Here is a 15395-nt window from a genome sequence, read left to right as displayed (position 1 = left end):
TTTGCCGTTACCGGCGGGACGACCCCTAGAGCTGATCAAGAACCACCCGGCGCTCGGGGTTGTCCCACAATACCACCAAATCAAGTGCCAGGTCGGCGTCGAACGGAGTCGGATCGGCCCGTAAAGCAGCGAGTCGCGCGGCCTGTGCACGTGCAGACAGATCGCGCATGCCATCCGCCTCCGCGAGCCAGGAAACGATCTCCCGCAACGCATCCGCAGGCAACTTGGGATGCCATATCAGCGCCGGCAAACCGGCCCGCAACGCGGCAGTGAGCTCGTCGGCCTCCGACCCTCGCACGGGCCGGGGTAACGGCGGCTTCGTCAATACCATCGCGGACCATTGTGGACTATTCAAAATGGCGTCGAGACGGTGTCGTTCACGCAGGTCGGCGGCATCCACGAACAGCACCTGCGCGGCCTCGGGGTCATTCATCAAGATCCGCCAGCGCTCGTGCCAGACACGGTGCCAGTGCGTCGTTCTCATCCGCTCCAGCGAACGCACCACGACGGGATAGGCCAGGCACAGCATGCGGGGATCGCCGGAGCTGCGCTCCTTGTACCAGCGGTGCACCGGCAGATGCAGCAACGCGCGCGGCAGCACGAACTCCAGCGCCGCGTTGCCACCGTGCCCGGACCAGGCCCGCTCGGCGTCGACGATCAGGTGGTCCACCGCGTCCGGCAGATCCGCGAGCCGTAGCTCCCGGGTGTTCCCACGCTGCGGCGGCCACTCGTCCGGATCGTCCTGCCGCCAGAAGGAAAGCTGGCACCGTGCCGGGTCGATGGCGTCGTGCTCCACCACGATCAGCAGATGCAGCCGCGCGTCCAGGTCCACCGGGAAGGACCGCGCACGCAACGCCTGCAACGCCGGCTTGAGCCGCAGGTGCCCCACGCGGTCGGTCAGCCACGCCCGCAGCCACGCGGCCAGCGAGTCGGTCAGCTGGCCGGACAGCAACTCAAGGAACACGAAAGCCGGGGGCAACCCGTCGCTGCCGGCATTGAAGTCCATGAGGTGCTGGAACACCTGCCAGGCGTCGGCGTCACCCGGCGGCGGCGGAACGCCCGGGCCGGCGGCGCGCCGGATCAGCGTCGCTGTGCCGCGCACGGCGATCCCGGACAGCCAGCCGCGCAGCTGGTCGAGCTCTCGGGCCGGCAGGATGCCGAGCACCTCCGGGTCGGCCGGGCCCGCCTGCTCGGGGATGAACACGTCGACGTCCGGAGCCGGCGCCGGGACACCGACCCCCTCGGACACCCGCAGCCACGCCTCCGTCGAGGTTTCCTTGACCTGAACGGGAATTCGGTGGTACGTGTCGGGCTCAGCCGCCGGATCCTGCTCGATCACCTCGTGGTAGAAGAAGTCCGAGGCGATCAAGGCGAGCAGGGCGGCGGTCCGGCGCAACGCGAGCTTGGCCGCCGAGGCGTCCAGGATGCGGAAGGCGAGGTTGATCGCCGGGCTGACCGCGCCCCGGCTGTTCTGCCGGACCTCGCCCGCGTGCAGCCCGACCCGCAACTGGAACATCGCCTCCGTGGCGTGCACCGCGTTGTACCGCCGCAACTCCGCCACCAACCGGCTGGGAAACTGGTCCGTCAGCAGACTTTTGGGAATCTCCGGTGGCACCAGGATGAGTGCGCCGTCCCCGCGGTCCTCGACCGTGCATGCGGCGTCGAGGTCCACCCCGACTTCGGCGAACGCGCGGCGCAGCACGTCGTACATGCCATCGTGCACGGCCTGCTGGTGGGCCATGGTGCGCGCCGGATTCATGAACCCGGCGACGTCCACGACCACGATCGTGCGGTGGAGAGGCATGTGCTGCTGCACGGGACCATCCCTCCCCTACCGACCACAGAGCCCTCTTGATTTCACCATGATCGGCGGCCGGTTGACAGCACGGGGACTGGACAGCCTGGGACAAGACATGGGCAAACCCGAACCACCGGCAACCCATTCACTGAATGGGATCAATCAGAGTCAGCGCCGCAAATCGACACCCGCATCGGCGGGGAGGCCGTCGAGGACCTTCTCCGGGTTCTGCCCGGATTGGAGGAAGTGCAGCAGGGGGCCGGCCATGGCCGTCGTCACCAGGGCCATGATGACCATGAGGGAGTAGAGGTTGGGGTCGAGGACGTGGAGTTGGAGGCCGACGGTGAGGATCACCAGTTCGGTGAGGCCGCGGGTGTTCATGAGGGTGCCGAGGATGGCGGCAGGGCGGGTGGGGACGCCTTGGAGGCGGGCGGCGAGGAAGGCGCCCAGGAACTTGCCGGTGATGGCGACGGCGAGGATCAGCGACAGCTCGGTGAGGCCGACGGTGCCGATGGTGGAGAGGTTCACCGAGAGGCCGGCGACCACGAAGAATATGGGGAGCAGGAACGTCATGCTGATCTGCTCGATCGGGGCCAGGATGTCTTCGCGGAGGATGGAGCTGCGGGGCATGACCACGCCGAAGAGGAACGCGCCGAAGATGTAGTGCAGGCCGAACCATTCGGTGAGGGCGCCGGAGGCGAGCAGGCCGGTGAGTACCAGCGCGAGCGAGGTGCGGGAGCGGGTGCCGTCGGTGTCGTGCACGGTGGCGAGACGGCGGAGGAGGGGGCGGACGACGGTGAACATCAGGATCAGGTAGGGCGGCGCGAAGATCAGCTGCCAGTGCAGGGTGCCGCTGACCATGGCCACCACCACGGCGAGCAGGGACCAGGCCAGCACGTCGCCGATCGCGGCGCTGGCCAGGGCGAGGCTGCCGATCGTGGTGCGGTGCAGGTTGCGGTCGGTGAGGATCCTTGCCAGGACGGGGAAGGCGGTGACGGACATGGCGGCGCCCATGAACAGGACGAAGCCGAGGCGGTCGCCGGAGAACGTGTGGCGGGGAGCCAGGTAGAGGGCCAGGAGCATGCCGAGGCCGAGCGGGAGCACGAGGGAGCCGGCCGAGACGCTGACGGCGATGCGGAGCTTGCCCTTGATCAGGCGTTGGTCGAGCTCCATGCCGACGACGAACATGAACAGCGCCACGCCGACGCTGGCCAGGGCGGACAGGAACGGGCGGACGTCGGCCGGGAACAGGGTGCCGTGGAACAGGGTCGGGCCGAGCAGGATGCCGCCGAGCACCTCGCCGATCACCGCGGGCTGGCCGATCCTGGTGGCCACCGCGCCCAGGGCACGGGTGACCACCAGGATCAACGCGAGATCGAGCAGCAGCAGGGTGGCCTGATGCGAGCTCACCGGTTCACTTGCCGTGCAGCAGGCGCAGGTACTCGTGGGTGGTCGGCAGGCTCTCGAGGAGCTCGGCCTGCGTGCGTTTGATGTCGGCGAAGACCGGCTCGGCCTGGTCGATGCCGTCCGGGCGGGCGGCGAGCGAGGGTAACGCGTGGTCGGGGAGGAAGCCGAGGCCGGCATAGATGCAGTAGTAGTTGCTGTTGTTCCAGAAGTTGCGGAACTCGGCGTCGAAGTTGGCGTAGTACGTGCCCTCGTCGGTGATCGGCATGTTCACCGCGAGCCCGGCCCGGTACATCGCGTTCTTCTCCACGATGTCCGGCGCCAGCTCCAGCTCCTTGCAGGCGCGCCAGAACGCGGTGTCGTTGCGCGGCGCGAAGCTGAAGTGCGCCTGGATGAAGTCGCGCGAGTCGTCGAACATGGTCTCGATCTCGGCGTTGAACCGGGCCGACATGATCGGGTCGAACCGCTTGTCCGGGAAGTGCTTGCCGAGCTGGTAGAGCGCGGCGGTGATGAAGTAGATGCCGGTGGACTCCAGCGGCTCCAGGAAGCAGGACGCCAGGCCGATGCTGATCACGTTCCTCACCCAGGCGCGGCGGTTGCGGCCGACCCGGAACTTGATCTGGTTGAGCGGCTGGGTCTCCGGGTCGACGCCCCACATCCGGCAGAACTCCAGCGTGGCGTCGTCGCGGGTCTGGAACCGCGAGGAGAACACGTAGCCGGTGCCGAACCGGCCGAGCATCGGGATCTTCCAGGTCCAGCCGGAGGTCATGGCGATCGCCGAGGTGTACGGCTCCACTCCGAGCGCCTCGTCGTCGTTGGGGATCTGGGTGGCGACCGCGCTGTCGTTGAGCAGGTGGTCGCTCATGTCCAGGAACGGCTCCTTCATGACCTGGTTGATCAGCAGGCCGCGGAAGCCGGAGCAGTCGATGAACAGGTCGCCCTCGATCGTGCGGCCGCCCTCGGTGCGCAGCGCTGTCACGTGCCCGCGCTGGTCGATGAGCGCCTCGGTCATCTTGTCCTCGACGTGCACCGCGCCCTGCTTGGTGACCGCGAAGCGGCGCAGGAAGTCGGCGACGAGCTGGGCGTCGAAGTGCCAGGCGTAGTTCGTCCACTTGTGGCCGTCGAGGAAGCGCGGGGCCAGGTTCCTGTCCATGGCCGGGGGTTCGCGGTAGCAGGCGTACTCGAACGGCTCGTCGGTCGTGCCGGCGAGCTTCTTGTAGGTCCAGTAGTGCGACAGCGGCAGGTTGTTGACGTTGGGCAGCAGTCCGAAGAGGTGGTAGTAGTGATCGGGGCCCGCACCGAACGGCCGGCCGGTGGCCTCGCCGGCGCCGTCGGTGCGCCAGTTGAGGAACTTGATGCCCATCTTGAAGCTGGCGTTGACCTCGCGCATCCACTCTTCCTCGGCCAGCCCGAGAAAGTCGAAAAAGGTCTTGTGCAGGTTCGGCACGGTGGCCTCGCCGACGCCGATCCGCGGAATGCTGGGAGCTTCCAGCACCGTGATGCTCACACCAGGCCCGAGGGCCCTGCCTAAGTAGGATGCCGCCATCCATCCGGCCGTGCCGCCGCCCAGCACGACGACGCGCTTAATACGGTAGTCCATGTGCCCCGTCCCGGTCCCAAAACCTGCATCGATCTTGAACGACCGGGAGTGTGTCAGGGGAGCGTCTCTTGAGGACACCGCCAAACGGGTTGCAGCGATCACTACTGAGGGTGTCACCTGGGCCCGCCACGGGCGCGGCAGGATGCCGTAATGTTTCGTCCGGGTGACCCGACTCTTACACCATCGTCGTGCGCACGCGGGGAGGTTGGCAGGTGAGCGAGGCTCTCCAGAGGATGCTCCCCGACGGTTCGAGCGACGCCGTGCTGATCACAGCCGTGCGGCACGGCGACGTGAGCGCGTACGGCGTGCTGTACGAGCGGCATCTGGCCGCCGCCAAGCGGGCCGCCGCCTGCCTGGCGACCACCCCGGCCGAGCGCGAGGATCTGGTCGCCGAGGCGTTCACCCGGGTCTTACAGACCCTGCGGTCCGGGCGCGGGCCGCACGAGGAGTTCCGGCCGTACCTGCTGGTCACCATGCGGCACCTGGCGATCAACACGGCCCGCCGCACGCCGAGCACGGCGCTGTTCGCCGAGGTCCCCGACGCCTACCTGCCCGCTGGGGACGACCCGGTGGCGGCCCGCCTGCACGGCAGCGACGCGGCCAACGCGTTCGCCGGGCTGCCCGAGCGCTGGCGGGTCGTGCTCTGGCACACCGAGGTCGAGGGCGAGTCCCCGGCGGCCATCGCGCCGCTGCTCGGCATGACCCCCAATGGTGTTGCGGCGCTTGCCTACCGGGCGCGCGAAGGGTTGCGCCAGGCCTACCTCCGGCTGCACGTGCCGGCCGCCGATCAGCGGGAGTGCCGGGCCGCCACGGACAAGCTCGCCGGCTGGGTGCGGCGCAGCATCTCCGCGCCACAGCGCCGAAAGGTGGCCGCGCACCTGGCCCACTGCGCCCGCTGCCGCGAGGTGGCCGCCGGCCTGGAGCAGGTCAACGGCGGGCTCCGGGCGGTGCTCGGCCCGATCGTGCTCGGCGCCCCGCTGGCCGCCGCGTACCTGCACGCGACGATGCTGACCTCGGCGTCCACCGGCGTCGCCACGGTGTCCTGGCTCTCCGCGGTGAAGGCGTCGGTCACCACGGCCGCGGCACAGGCCGGTGCGGCGGCCGCGGTCGCGGCGGTGACCGCGGTGACGGTCGTCGCCTCGGATCCCGGCGTCAGCCCGCCGGGTGGCAACGGCGGGGTCGTCGCCGTGCAACCGCCCGTTCAGCGGCAGACCTCGGAGATCACCGGAACCGCGCCCACACCGAACGGAAGCACCGAGCCGGGCTCCGCGGCCGCCGAACCCGCCGCCTCCCCATCCGGATCGACGGCCGAGGACGAAAACGGCACCGAGGCCGCGGCAAAGGAGAAGGAGCCGAAGGGCCAGGAAAGCGCGTCGGGCGAGCAGGCCGAGCAAGGCCAGCAGGCCGCCGAAGCGCAGGGGCAGGCCGGGCAGCAGGGGCAGGCCGGGCAGCAGGGGCAGCGAGCCACACCACCGACCCCGGCCCAGGGCGGCAAGGGAAAAGCCCCGGAGCCGGCGGCCACCCCGGTCAGCCGGCCGTAAAACCCGGACGAGGTAAGGGAAACGGTCGTTAACCCGCGGGACAGTGGGGTGGTCGAGCCGGCCGGCACCCCGGCAGGTCAGACTGGGCGGGTGCGTGGCTGGACCCCGGACCGATCCGTGCGCGAGGTTGGCGAGCCGCCGGACTACCGGTTCTCGCTGGCCAACGAGCGCACGTTTCTGGCCGGCATCCGGACCGCGCTGGCACTGCTGGCGGCCGGCGTCGGCGTGATCCAGTTCCTGCCGGCGGCGATCCCCCGCCCGCCCCGGCTGGTGCTCGGGTTGCTGCTGATCGGGTTGGCGCTGCTGCTGTCCGCGACCGCGCACCGGCGCTGGCGGCGGGTGGAGCGGGCGATGCGGCTGGGCGAGCCCATTCCGCCGTCGTGGACATCGTGGATCGTGGGCACCGGGCTCGCGGTGGGCGTCGTGATCACCGTGGTGCTCATGCTGATCGCCTGAACCCGGGGGGTACCGCCGGCCGGGTTTCCCGCGCGCGCCATACCACCTAGGGCTCTTGCTGTGCAGAACTCACCAGTGCTACACCTCAGGCGGCAGGCCGGCCTCTTTTCCCCAAAAACGCCCACAAAAAGGGAAGGGGGACGCTCATGCGTCTCGTCGGCCCATTCGTCCGTTTAGGCGTCGTCGCCGTCTCGACCGCTACCGCGGTCCTGGTGGCGACGCCGTCCGCCTACGCCAACGTCGCACTTACCCAGGCCAGCACGGATCCCTACGCCGATGCCCAGGCCCAGCACCAGACCCAGGTGGAACCGGACACGTTCCAATGGGGTAGCACGATCGTCTCGGCGTTCCAGTCCGGCCGCGTGTTCGGCGGTGGCTCCTCGAACATCGGCTGGGCCACCTCGACCAATGGTGGTGCCACCTGGACACGTGGCTTCCTGCCCGGAATAACCCCCAATGGTTCGCCCGCCGGCGGCTACGGTCAGGCCTCCGGACCGTCCGTCGCGTTCGACCTGAAGCACAACGTGTGGCTGATCTCCTCGCTGGGCCTGACCTCGTCCACAGCGGACGTGCTCACCAGCCGCTCCACCGACAACGGCCTGACCTGGAGCACGCCGGTCCGCACCGCTTTCGGTGATCTGCTCGACAAGCCGGGAATCGCCTGCGACAACAACGCGGCGAGCCCGTTCTTCGGCAACTGCTACGTCACCTACGACATCGTCAACGGCAACATCCTCCGGATGAAGACCTCCAAGGACGGCGGTCTCACCTGGGGTCCGGGCATGTCCACCGGCGACGGTGCCTCGGGCATCGGCGGGCAACCCGTGGTGCTGAACAACGGCACCGTGCTCGTGCCCTACTTCGACACGTTCTTCGGTGACATGGGCTCGTTCCGCTCGGTCGACGGTGGCGCGTCCTGGCGGGCGACGGTCCAGGTGGACGCGGTCTTCCACGACACCCCCGCGGGCGGGCTGCGCGAGTTCCCGATGCCGACGGCCGAGCGGGACGGGCCGGGCACGGTCTACCTCGTGTGGTCGGACTGCGGCTTCCGGGCCAACTGCGCCGTCAACGACATCGTGATGGCAAAGTCCACAAGCGAGACCACGTGGGGCCCGACGATCCGGGTGCCGATCGACCCGGTGACCAGCAACGTGGACCACTTCCTGCCGGGCATCTCGGTGGACCTGACCAGCGGTAGCACCTCCGCCCGGATCGGCATCACGTATTACTACTACTCGAGCGGGTCCTGCACGGCGGCGACGTGCCAGCTCAACGTCGGGTTCATCTCGTCCACGAACGGCGGCTCGACCTGGAGCGCACCGGTCCAGATCGCCGGGCCGATGACGCTGTCCTGGCTGCCGAACACCAACCAGGGCCGGATGGTCGGCGACCGCATCTCCACCTCGATCCCGTTCGGCGGCAACGCCTACCCGGTGGTCCCGGTGGCCAGCGCGCCGGTCGGCAGCTCGTTCCGGATGTCCATGCAGGTGCCCACGGGCGGCCTGCCGATCACCGGCGGCTCGGTCACGGCCGAGCTCCGGACCGCCACCGCGGGTTCGGCGAGCGGATTCGCGGAGCGGACCAGCTCCGCGCCCGGGCAGCTCAACCTCCACTAGCGGAGTGCGATGAAGGCGGCCTTCCTCACACCCAGCGTGGGAAAGGCCGCCTTCAGGGCTTGAGCAACACGGGCAGCGTGTCCACCCCGTACACGATCGAGGTCTGCCGGTACGGCACCGCGCCCGGCTCGACGGCCAGCCGCATCGCGGGGAACCGGCGCACCAGGGCCGGGTACGCGGCGCGCAGCTCCATCCGGGCGAGCTCGGCACCGATGCAGCGGTGGATGCCGTAGCCGAACGCCAGGTGCGAGGTCGGCGCCCGGGTGGGGTCGAAGCGCTCCATGTCCGGGCCGAGCGTCTGGTCCCGGTTCGCGCCGGAGAGCGAGGCCACCACGATGTCGCCCTGGGCGATCCGCACGCCGGCGATGTCCAGGTCCTCGGTGGCGAACCGCGGGAACGCCACCTGCACCACGGTGAGGTAGCGCAGCAGCTCCTCGACGAACCGGGTGACCGCGTCCTCGTCCTTGCCGAGCAGCTCCGCCGACTCCGGGCGTTGCATCAGCACCAGGGTGCCGAGCGCGAGCATGCTCGCCGTGGTCTCCAGCCCGCCGGTGAGCAACCCGTCGGCGAGCCCGGCCAGCTCCTGGTCGTCGATCTCGTGGCCGTGCTCCTTGATCAGCATGCCGAGCAGCCCGTCGCCGGGCGACTCGCGCTGCCGTTTCACCACGTCCAGCAGGTAGGTCAGCGACTCCGAGATCGCGCCGAGCGAGGCGTTGGCGCCCCCGAACAGGTCGAACCGCGCCGTGGACAGGCGCTGGAAGTCGGCGCGGTCCTCGTAGGCGACGCCGAGCAGCTCGCAGATGGTCAGCGACGGGATGGGCAGCGCGAACGACTGCCAGAGGTCGACCGGACCGTCCACCTCCGCCATCGCGTCGAGCTGGTCGGCCACGATGGCCTCGATCCGCGGCGTGAGCCGGGACAGCCGGCGCATGGTGAACTCCGGCGTGAGCAGCTTCCGCAGCCGGGTGTGCACCGGCGGGTCGGCGAATCCCAGGCCGCCCGGATTCTGCTCGGCGGAGGCCCCCATATTTCCCATGAGGTTCGCGAAATCATTGCTGAAACCGTGGGTCCGGCCGAGAACCGCCTTTGCCTCGGGGTAACCGGATACCAGCCACACGCTTACGCCGAGTGGCATTTTCAGCTTCGCGATCGGCTGCTCGGCCCGCATGTGGCCCAGCTCACCCACCGGATCCAGGCCGGTTCGGCGCAGCGGCATCAGCGCCTGATCGGGCAGAACCTTCGACAGGTCGAGCCCGTTTTTCTGGGTACGCGCCAGATATCGGCGGCCCACCCAGCCGACAATCCGTGAACGGAGTTTCCCCACGGCCGCATGCTACAGATCCAGCCCACGAACGCGAGCCAGGTGCCAGCCGGTACGACTCGGTTGCCCGAGCGTACGACTCGCGTGCCCGACGGTACGACTCGCCGGTGCCGTGCCCAGGCCCGGCGAGTCGTACGTTCCAGCCAGCGAGTCGTACCGTCCCGCAACCGAGTCGTACCGTCCCGACCTAGAGTCGGCCGCCCGGGAACGCCGTTGACAGGTCGGCCACGCGGGCGTCGCGGGTGCCGATCGGGGGCAGGTGCCAGCGGCGCTCGATGGTGGCCATGATCGAGGTGGTGTCGTGCGAGGTGTGGTCGACGAAGAACGGGCGGCGCAGCGCGGGTGAGATCAGCAGCGTGGGGATGCGGGTGCCCGGGCCCCACTGGTCGGCGACCGCGTGCCGGCCCGACGGCGGCGGGACGTGGTCCCATTGGCCGCCGAACTCGTCGTAGGTGACCACGATCAGGGTGTGCTCGGCGTCCCGGCCGGACTGCACCGCCTTGATCAGGTCGACCAGGTGCCGGCTGCCGGTGTCCTCGCTGGCGTAGCCGGGGTGCTCGTTCTCCTCGCCGACAGGCTTGATGAAGCTCACCGGCGTCAACCGCCCGGCCTTCGCCGCGGCGATGAACTCGACCTCGTCGCGCAGGTGCGCGGTGCGGGCCGCGGTGCCGGGCGCGTAGTTGGCGAAGTAGTTGAACGGCTGGTGGTGGTACTGGAACGTGGCGTCCGGGCAGTTCGGGTAGACCGCGCCGGCCGCGGTGCGCGGGCTGGTGCAGGTGCCCGGGGTTGTGCCGTTGGTCCAGCCGGGGCCGCCGACGTTGCCGTTGGCGTTGTCCCAGCCGCCGGAGTACCAGGCCCAGTCGATCCCGGCGCTGGTGAGCCGGTCGCCGATGGTGGGCGTGGTCTGCGGCGGAAGCCGCCGGGACACCGCGGTACCGGGGGCGAACGGCTGGTACGGCGGCTGGATGGTGTTCACCGCGAAGTCACCGCAGGCGGTTCCGGCGGGCGGCGGCGCGGCGCCGGCCGGCACCGCGCAGGTCCCGTCCGGGTTGGCCGCCTGGGTGAGCGCGCGGTCCGCGGTGCCGGGCGTGGCCGGGTGCAGCAGCGTGCCGGCCGGGAAGCCGTCCGGCCCGACCACCGAGTGCAGGTCGTCCGGCCCGCTGCGCACCGCGTTCGGGAACACCGGGGTGTTCGGCGTGATCAGCCACTGGTGGTTGAGGAAGGAGCCGCCGAACGAGCCCTGGAAGAACCGGTCGGCGACGGCGTAGTCCGGGGCGCCGCGCCCGTGCAGGTACTCGTAGATCGGCAGGCCGCGGGTGTCGTAGGTGCCCATGACCAGGCCCACGGCGTCGCTGCCGGCGACGTAGCGGTCCATCGCCCCGCCGTTGATCTGGTACTGCTCGTTGTAGAAGCGGTGCACCAGGTCGCGGGTGCAGCCGCCGGGCAGGCCCTGCCCCTTCGGGATGCCGTTGGGCACGAACTGGCCGGGGGTGGGGCAGGTGGTGTCGGCCGGCGCGATGTAGTTGTCGATCGGGAACGGCCGGTTGGTGAACGCCGAGCTGACCGGCGTGCCGCCGATGGTGCCGGTGCAGGTGGCCGGCAGTGGCGGCGAGGTCAGGTTGACGTCGTTCATCGGCAGGCACGGCAGCGCGGTCCCGTCCGGGGCGACCTGGGTCTGCGGGCGGGCGTGCGGCAGCCCGTCGACCCGCTCCCAGCCGCCGAACAGGTTGTCGAAGCTGTGGTTCTCCTCGTAGATCACCACGATGTGGTCGATCGCGGGCCGTTGCCCGTGATCCGGGAGCGCGCTCGCCGTGGTCGTCCCGAGCCCGAGCGCCGGAATCGTCAGGAGTACTGCCACATTCTTCCGGTATGTCCGGAAATTCATCGCTCACCTCCGCGTCCGCGCGAAAGCCTTGCCCCATGGCATGTTTCTGGCAAGAGCTACCCCGCGAAACTGCCCGGTGAATCAGCACCGGGCGGTCAGGTATGCCACGGCCTGTCTTCGGATGCGCGCGCCCGGACCGAGCTGGGTGCGGAGGTGCCGGGTCAGCGTTTCCCGCTCGGCCGGGTCGAGCGCCTCGTCGAGGATCTCGCCGAACGTGGGCACCAGCGGGTTGGGCGCGGTGCGCAGGAACGTGTCCCAGTCAACGGGGTCCGGGTCCCGGCCGACGTCGACCAGGTACTCCAGGTGAACGTCGGTGAACCCGGCGGCCATGGCATGCCCGAGCAGGTCCCGCTCGTCGAAGTCGCCCATCGGGTCGTTGTCGGGCTGGTGCGTGCGGTAGGTGTCGCGGAACTTGGCGGCCAGCGGTTCGAGCCCGGTGACGTCGAACCCGGCGAGTTCGCCGGGCGGGCTCGGCTTGCCGAACCGGTTGATCGGCTCGAAGATCGACAGCCGGCCGCCGGGGCGGAGCAGGCGGTGCATCGTGGCGAACGCGGCGGCCTTGTCGGCCACGTAGATCAGCACCGAGCGGGTCAGCACGACGTCGGCCGAATCCGGTTCCAGGGCGGCAAGATCCGGTAGTCCACTGTGGACGAACCGGTACCGGCCGGCCGCGCCGAGGTCGGTGGTGATCTCCCGGCACCGGTCCAACAATTCGGCCGAGATGTCGCTGAAGATCACCGTGCCGCTCTCGCCGACCCGCTCCGCCGCACCGACCCCGAGCAGCCCGTCGCCGCAGCCCACGTCGAGCACCGTGTCCCCGGGCTGGATCCGCGCGCCGGCCAGCACCTTGTCCCGGACCTCCCCCAACCAGACCAGCATCCGCTCCTTGGCCGCCGCGTTCGCGCCGAATCGGTGCTCGAGGAGCCATGCCGCCCACCGGTCGCTCATGCGTCCCCCTCGAGTGCGGTGAATGCGTCCTTCCTCTCACTGAGCGCGCGGAAGGACGCATTCACCGCATTATTCTCGGCGCTCGATGGGCAGCCGGGCCCGGGTGAGCAGGCCGGCGCCGAGCATCGCCACCACCGGCACCGCGACCACCGCGAGGGCGACGTTGAGCCAGGGCACCCCGATCGGGAACGGGGTGGGCGCCGGCCAGATGCCGGCGAAGCGCTGGTTGAGCGCGGCCAGCACGGCCGTGGAGACGCCCAGCCCGGCGGCCGCGCCGAGCAGCGATCCGAGCCCGGCGATCACCCCGGACTGGCTCAACGACAGCAACTTGCGCACCCGAGGGGACGCCCCGACGGCGCCGAGGGTGGCCAGGTCCGCGCGGCCGTCCGCGGCCATCAGCCCGGTGGCGATCGCGGCCGTGCCCAGCGTGATCACCGCGGCCACGATGGCCAGAATGATCAGCATCTGGTTGTCCGGCTCCGAGCCCCGGTCGACCACCAGGTCGTACTCCGTGCCCAGGACCGCCGCCGCCGCGTCCTCCTCCGCCACGGTCGGCATCCGGCTGGTCTTCACCAGCGTGCCGAACGGGGCCGGCACGAACCCGAGCGAGCGCGCGGTTTCGCTGGTCATCATGGCGATCGGGGCCTTGGCGCCGCGCGGCAGCAGGAAACCGGGCGCGGTCACGGTGCGCTCCGGCCCGTCCGAGCCGATCTCCCCGATGCCCAGCAAGGCCCGGCCGCTCTCCAGGTAGCGGGCGTCGCTGACGACCACGGCACCGCCGCGCATCGCCGCGTTGACCGCCTCGGCGTCCCCGGCCGGCATGCTGACCATCGCGCTCGCCGACGTGTCGTCGAGGATGACCGCCAGGCCGCTGTCGGTGCCGTAGGTGCCGCTGAAATACCGGTTCACCCGGCGCACGTCGTCGCAGCGCCGGTCGGCCCGCGCGGCGCGCTGCTCGTCCGCGTTCGGCAGGTGGCCCAGCACGTCACCCGAGTACGGGCAGGCGATGGCCGCGGGAATAGCCGGGTGGATGAAGCACCGCCCGGAGCAGTTCGGCATGTTGATCTCGTGTGCGGAGGCCACCGGCAGCACGGTGCGCAGCCGTTCGATGGCGTCGGCCGGAACGCCCCGCACGCCGCCGGAGCCGTCCCGGTTGATCCGCAACACGATGACGTCGCCCGGCTGCCCGGCACTCTCCGAGGCCTCCCGTGCGGTGATCGAGATGGACACGACCCCGACGGCGATGGTGCCGACGACCGCGGCCATCACCGCGGAGATCGCCGGCGCTGCCGCGGTGCGGTTGCGGGACGTGTCGCGTAGCGCGATCCGCAAGGCCAGCGGCGTCCACCGGCTCAGCCGCGCGACCAGACCCACCAGCGCGGGTGTGCAGGCGACCAGACCCAACTCGAAGACGATCACCCCGATGAGAATGACCGGAAATTGCCGGTCCTCGTCGTCCAGGGTCGCCCCGAAGATCACCACGCCGATGCCGGCGGCGGCCAGCACCAGGCCGAGAACCGGCCAGCGCCGCCGGGTCCGGGTGATCCCCCGCCGGCCGGCGAGGGCGGCCACCACGTCCTGCCGGCCGGTGATCCACGCCGGCACCAGCGCGGCCAGCACGCCGGTCAGCACGGCCAGGCAGATGAGGATCACCTGCGCCAGCGGGCTCACCCCGAAGTCCGCGGCGGCGCGGTAGCCGAAGGACTTCTCGAGCACCGGCCGGAGGACCGCCCCGGCCGCGATCCCCAGCGCGGCACCGATGACCGCGGCCACCGCCCCGAGCACCACGCCGTCGGCCAGCACGATCCGCCGGACCTGCGCCGGGGTGGCACCGGCCGCCGCGACCAGCGCCAGCTCCCGCCTGCGGCGCCGGGCGCCGACCGCGAACGCCGGCCCGGCCAGCAGGACCACCTCGAGCGTCGCCACTCCGGCCACGAGCGTGAAGACGTCGGGCGGTATCCCATGGCTGCCGCTGCTGCGGTGCACGCCCGTCTGGTAGAGCTCGGCGTCGCTCGGCGTGTGCGCCAGCACGTACCGGGACAGCGCGGTCACCCCGTGCGTGTTGAGCTCCTTGACCTGGGTCCAGGTCAGCGTGGACGGCGTGGCCGCCAGCCACTGCCGGTCCGCCCGGTCCTCGGACAACCGCAGCTGCTGGGGCGGCAGGATGATCGTGGTCGCCTTCAGTTCCTTCGGATCCTCCACGAGGGACGCGACGCGGAACGTGCGGCTGCCGTCGGCGAGGCTGACCGAGCCGTTCAGGTCGACCCCCAGCCGGCTCGCGGCGGACCTGGTCAGCGCGACCTCGTCCGGGTTCGCCGGAGCCCGGCCGGAGAGCTGGGTGTAGATGCCCTGGGCCAGGGGATCGGCGTAGTCGAGCATCCGGGCGCTGAGGGTTCCGGTCCCGGTCGCGGTGCGCATGGTGAGCGTCCCGAGCCGGTACGGGATGACCCGGGAGCCGGCCGGCAGCAGGGCCAGCAGCGCCTCGTCGGTCGGCTCGGCGGCCGGCGGTGGCGGTGTGTCGCGGCCCGGGAGGGCGTCCAGGAAATCGTGCAACTGCTGCACGGGGCCGCCGTACGGCCAGCTGATCACCGCCTGCGCGGTGCCCATCGCCCGGTCCGCACTCTCCTCGGGGGTGAGGGTGAAGTTGTCGTCCCCCACCGCGAGGAACGACAGCGCCGCGGCCGGCAGCAGGATCATCCCGATCACCAGCAGGGAGCGGCCCTTGGCGCGCCGGGCCTCACGCCGGGCCATCCGCAGCGCGGTCAGCCATCCCCTCATTGCTTCACCTCGCTAGCTCGGTGACGCAGACCCCGGCCCCGCGTCCCT

General features: G+C 70.6%; 10 protein-coding genes. 3 read left to right on the top strand and 7 right to left on the bottom strand.

What is annotated here, in order from left to right; translation table 11 throughout:
- Positions 1-25: 25 nt before the first annotated feature.
- From VGR06_RS26250 to VGR06_RS26240, 3 genes are all read right to left on the bottom strand, one after another.
- Positions 26-1816: a hypothetical protein gene (locus tag VGR06_RS26250; protein ID WP_327561799.1), complete on the bottom strand. Its 1791-nt coding sequence runs from the start codon at positions 1814-1816 to the stop codon at positions 26-28.
- A 150-nt stretch (positions 1817-1966) separates the two neighbouring features.
- A complete protein-coding gene (locus VGR06_RS26245) occupies positions 1967-3208 on the bottom strand; it encodes a cation:proton antiporter (protein WP_327561798.1) in 1242 nt (413 codons plus the stop codon).
- Positions 3209-3212: 4 nt separating this feature from the next.
- Complete coding sequence (locus VGR06_RS26240) at positions 3213-4802, bottom strand: tryptophan halogenase family protein (protein WP_327561797.1); 1590 nt, start codon at positions 4800-4802, stop codon at positions 3213-3215.
- Positions 4803-5014: 212 nt separating this feature from the next.
- On the opposite strand from VGR06_RS26240, the gene VGR06_RS26235 reads away from it, so the two are divergent.
- The 3 genes from VGR06_RS26235 to VGR06_RS26225 all read left to right on the top strand — a co-directional run bounded on the left by VGR06_RS26235 (position 5015) and on the right by VGR06_RS26225 (position 8415).
- Positions 5015-6343 (top strand): sigma-70 family RNA polymerase sigma factor, encoded by a 1329-nt coding sequence (locus VGR06_RS26235; RefSeq protein WP_327561796.1) that lies wholly within the window; start codon positions 5015-5017, stop codon positions 6341-6343.
- A gap of 90 nt (positions 6344-6433) precedes the next feature.
- Positions 6434-6799 carry a YidH family protein gene (locus VGR06_RS26230; RefSeq protein WP_327561795.1) on the top strand — a complete coding sequence of 122 codons (366 nt, stop codon included), beginning with the start codon at positions 6434-6436 and terminating at the stop codon, positions 6797-6799.
- Between the two features lie 146 nt (positions 6800-6945).
- The gene (locus tag VGR06_RS26225; protein ID WP_327561794.1) at positions 6946-8415 is read left to right on the top strand and encodes a sialidase family protein; all 1470 of its coding nucleotides are present in this window, start codon (positions 6946-6948) and stop codon (positions 8413-8415) included.
- A 52-nt stretch (positions 8416-8467) separates the two neighbouring features.
- Here the strand turns inward: VGR06_RS26225 and VGR06_RS26220 are convergent, their stop codons facing one another.
- The 4 genes from VGR06_RS26220 to VGR06_RS26205 all read right to left on the bottom strand — a co-directional run bounded on the left by VGR06_RS26220 (position 8468) and on the right by VGR06_RS26205 (position 15347).
- The gene (locus tag VGR06_RS26220) at positions 8468-9718 is read right to left on the bottom strand and encodes a cytochrome P450 (protein WP_327561813.1); all 1251 of its coding nucleotides are present in this window, start codon (positions 9716-9718) and stop codon (positions 8468-8470) included.
- 205 nt (positions 9719-9923) lie between these two features.
- Positions 9924-11621 carry an acid phosphatase gene (gene acpA, locus VGR06_RS26215; protein WP_327561793.1) on the bottom strand — a complete coding sequence of 566 codons (1698 nt, stop codon included), beginning with the start codon at positions 11619-11621 and terminating at the stop codon, positions 9924-9926.
- A gap of 81 nt (positions 11622-11702) precedes the next feature.
- On the bottom strand, positions 11703-12569 hold the full coding sequence (locus tag VGR06_RS26210; protein WP_327561792.1) for a class I SAM-dependent methyltransferase: 867 nt from the start codon (positions 12567-12569) through the stop codon (positions 11703-11705).
- A gap of 69 nt (positions 12570-12638) precedes the next feature.
- Complete coding sequence (locus tag VGR06_RS26205; RefSeq protein ID WP_327561791.1) at positions 12639-15347, bottom strand: FtsX-like permease family protein; 2709 nt, start codon at positions 15345-15347, stop codon at positions 12639-12641.
- Between the last annotated feature and the right edge of the window lie 48 nt (positions 15348-15395).

It is taken from the genome of Actinophytocola sp., from assembly GCF_036002505.1.
In the GTDB taxonomy this organism is placed as follows: Bacteria; Actinomycetota; Actinomycetes; order Mycobacteriales; family Pseudonocardiaceae; genus DASYTH01.
Note: the sequence above shows the minus strand (reverse complement) of the source record. Positions and strands in the feature narration are given on the sequence as shown.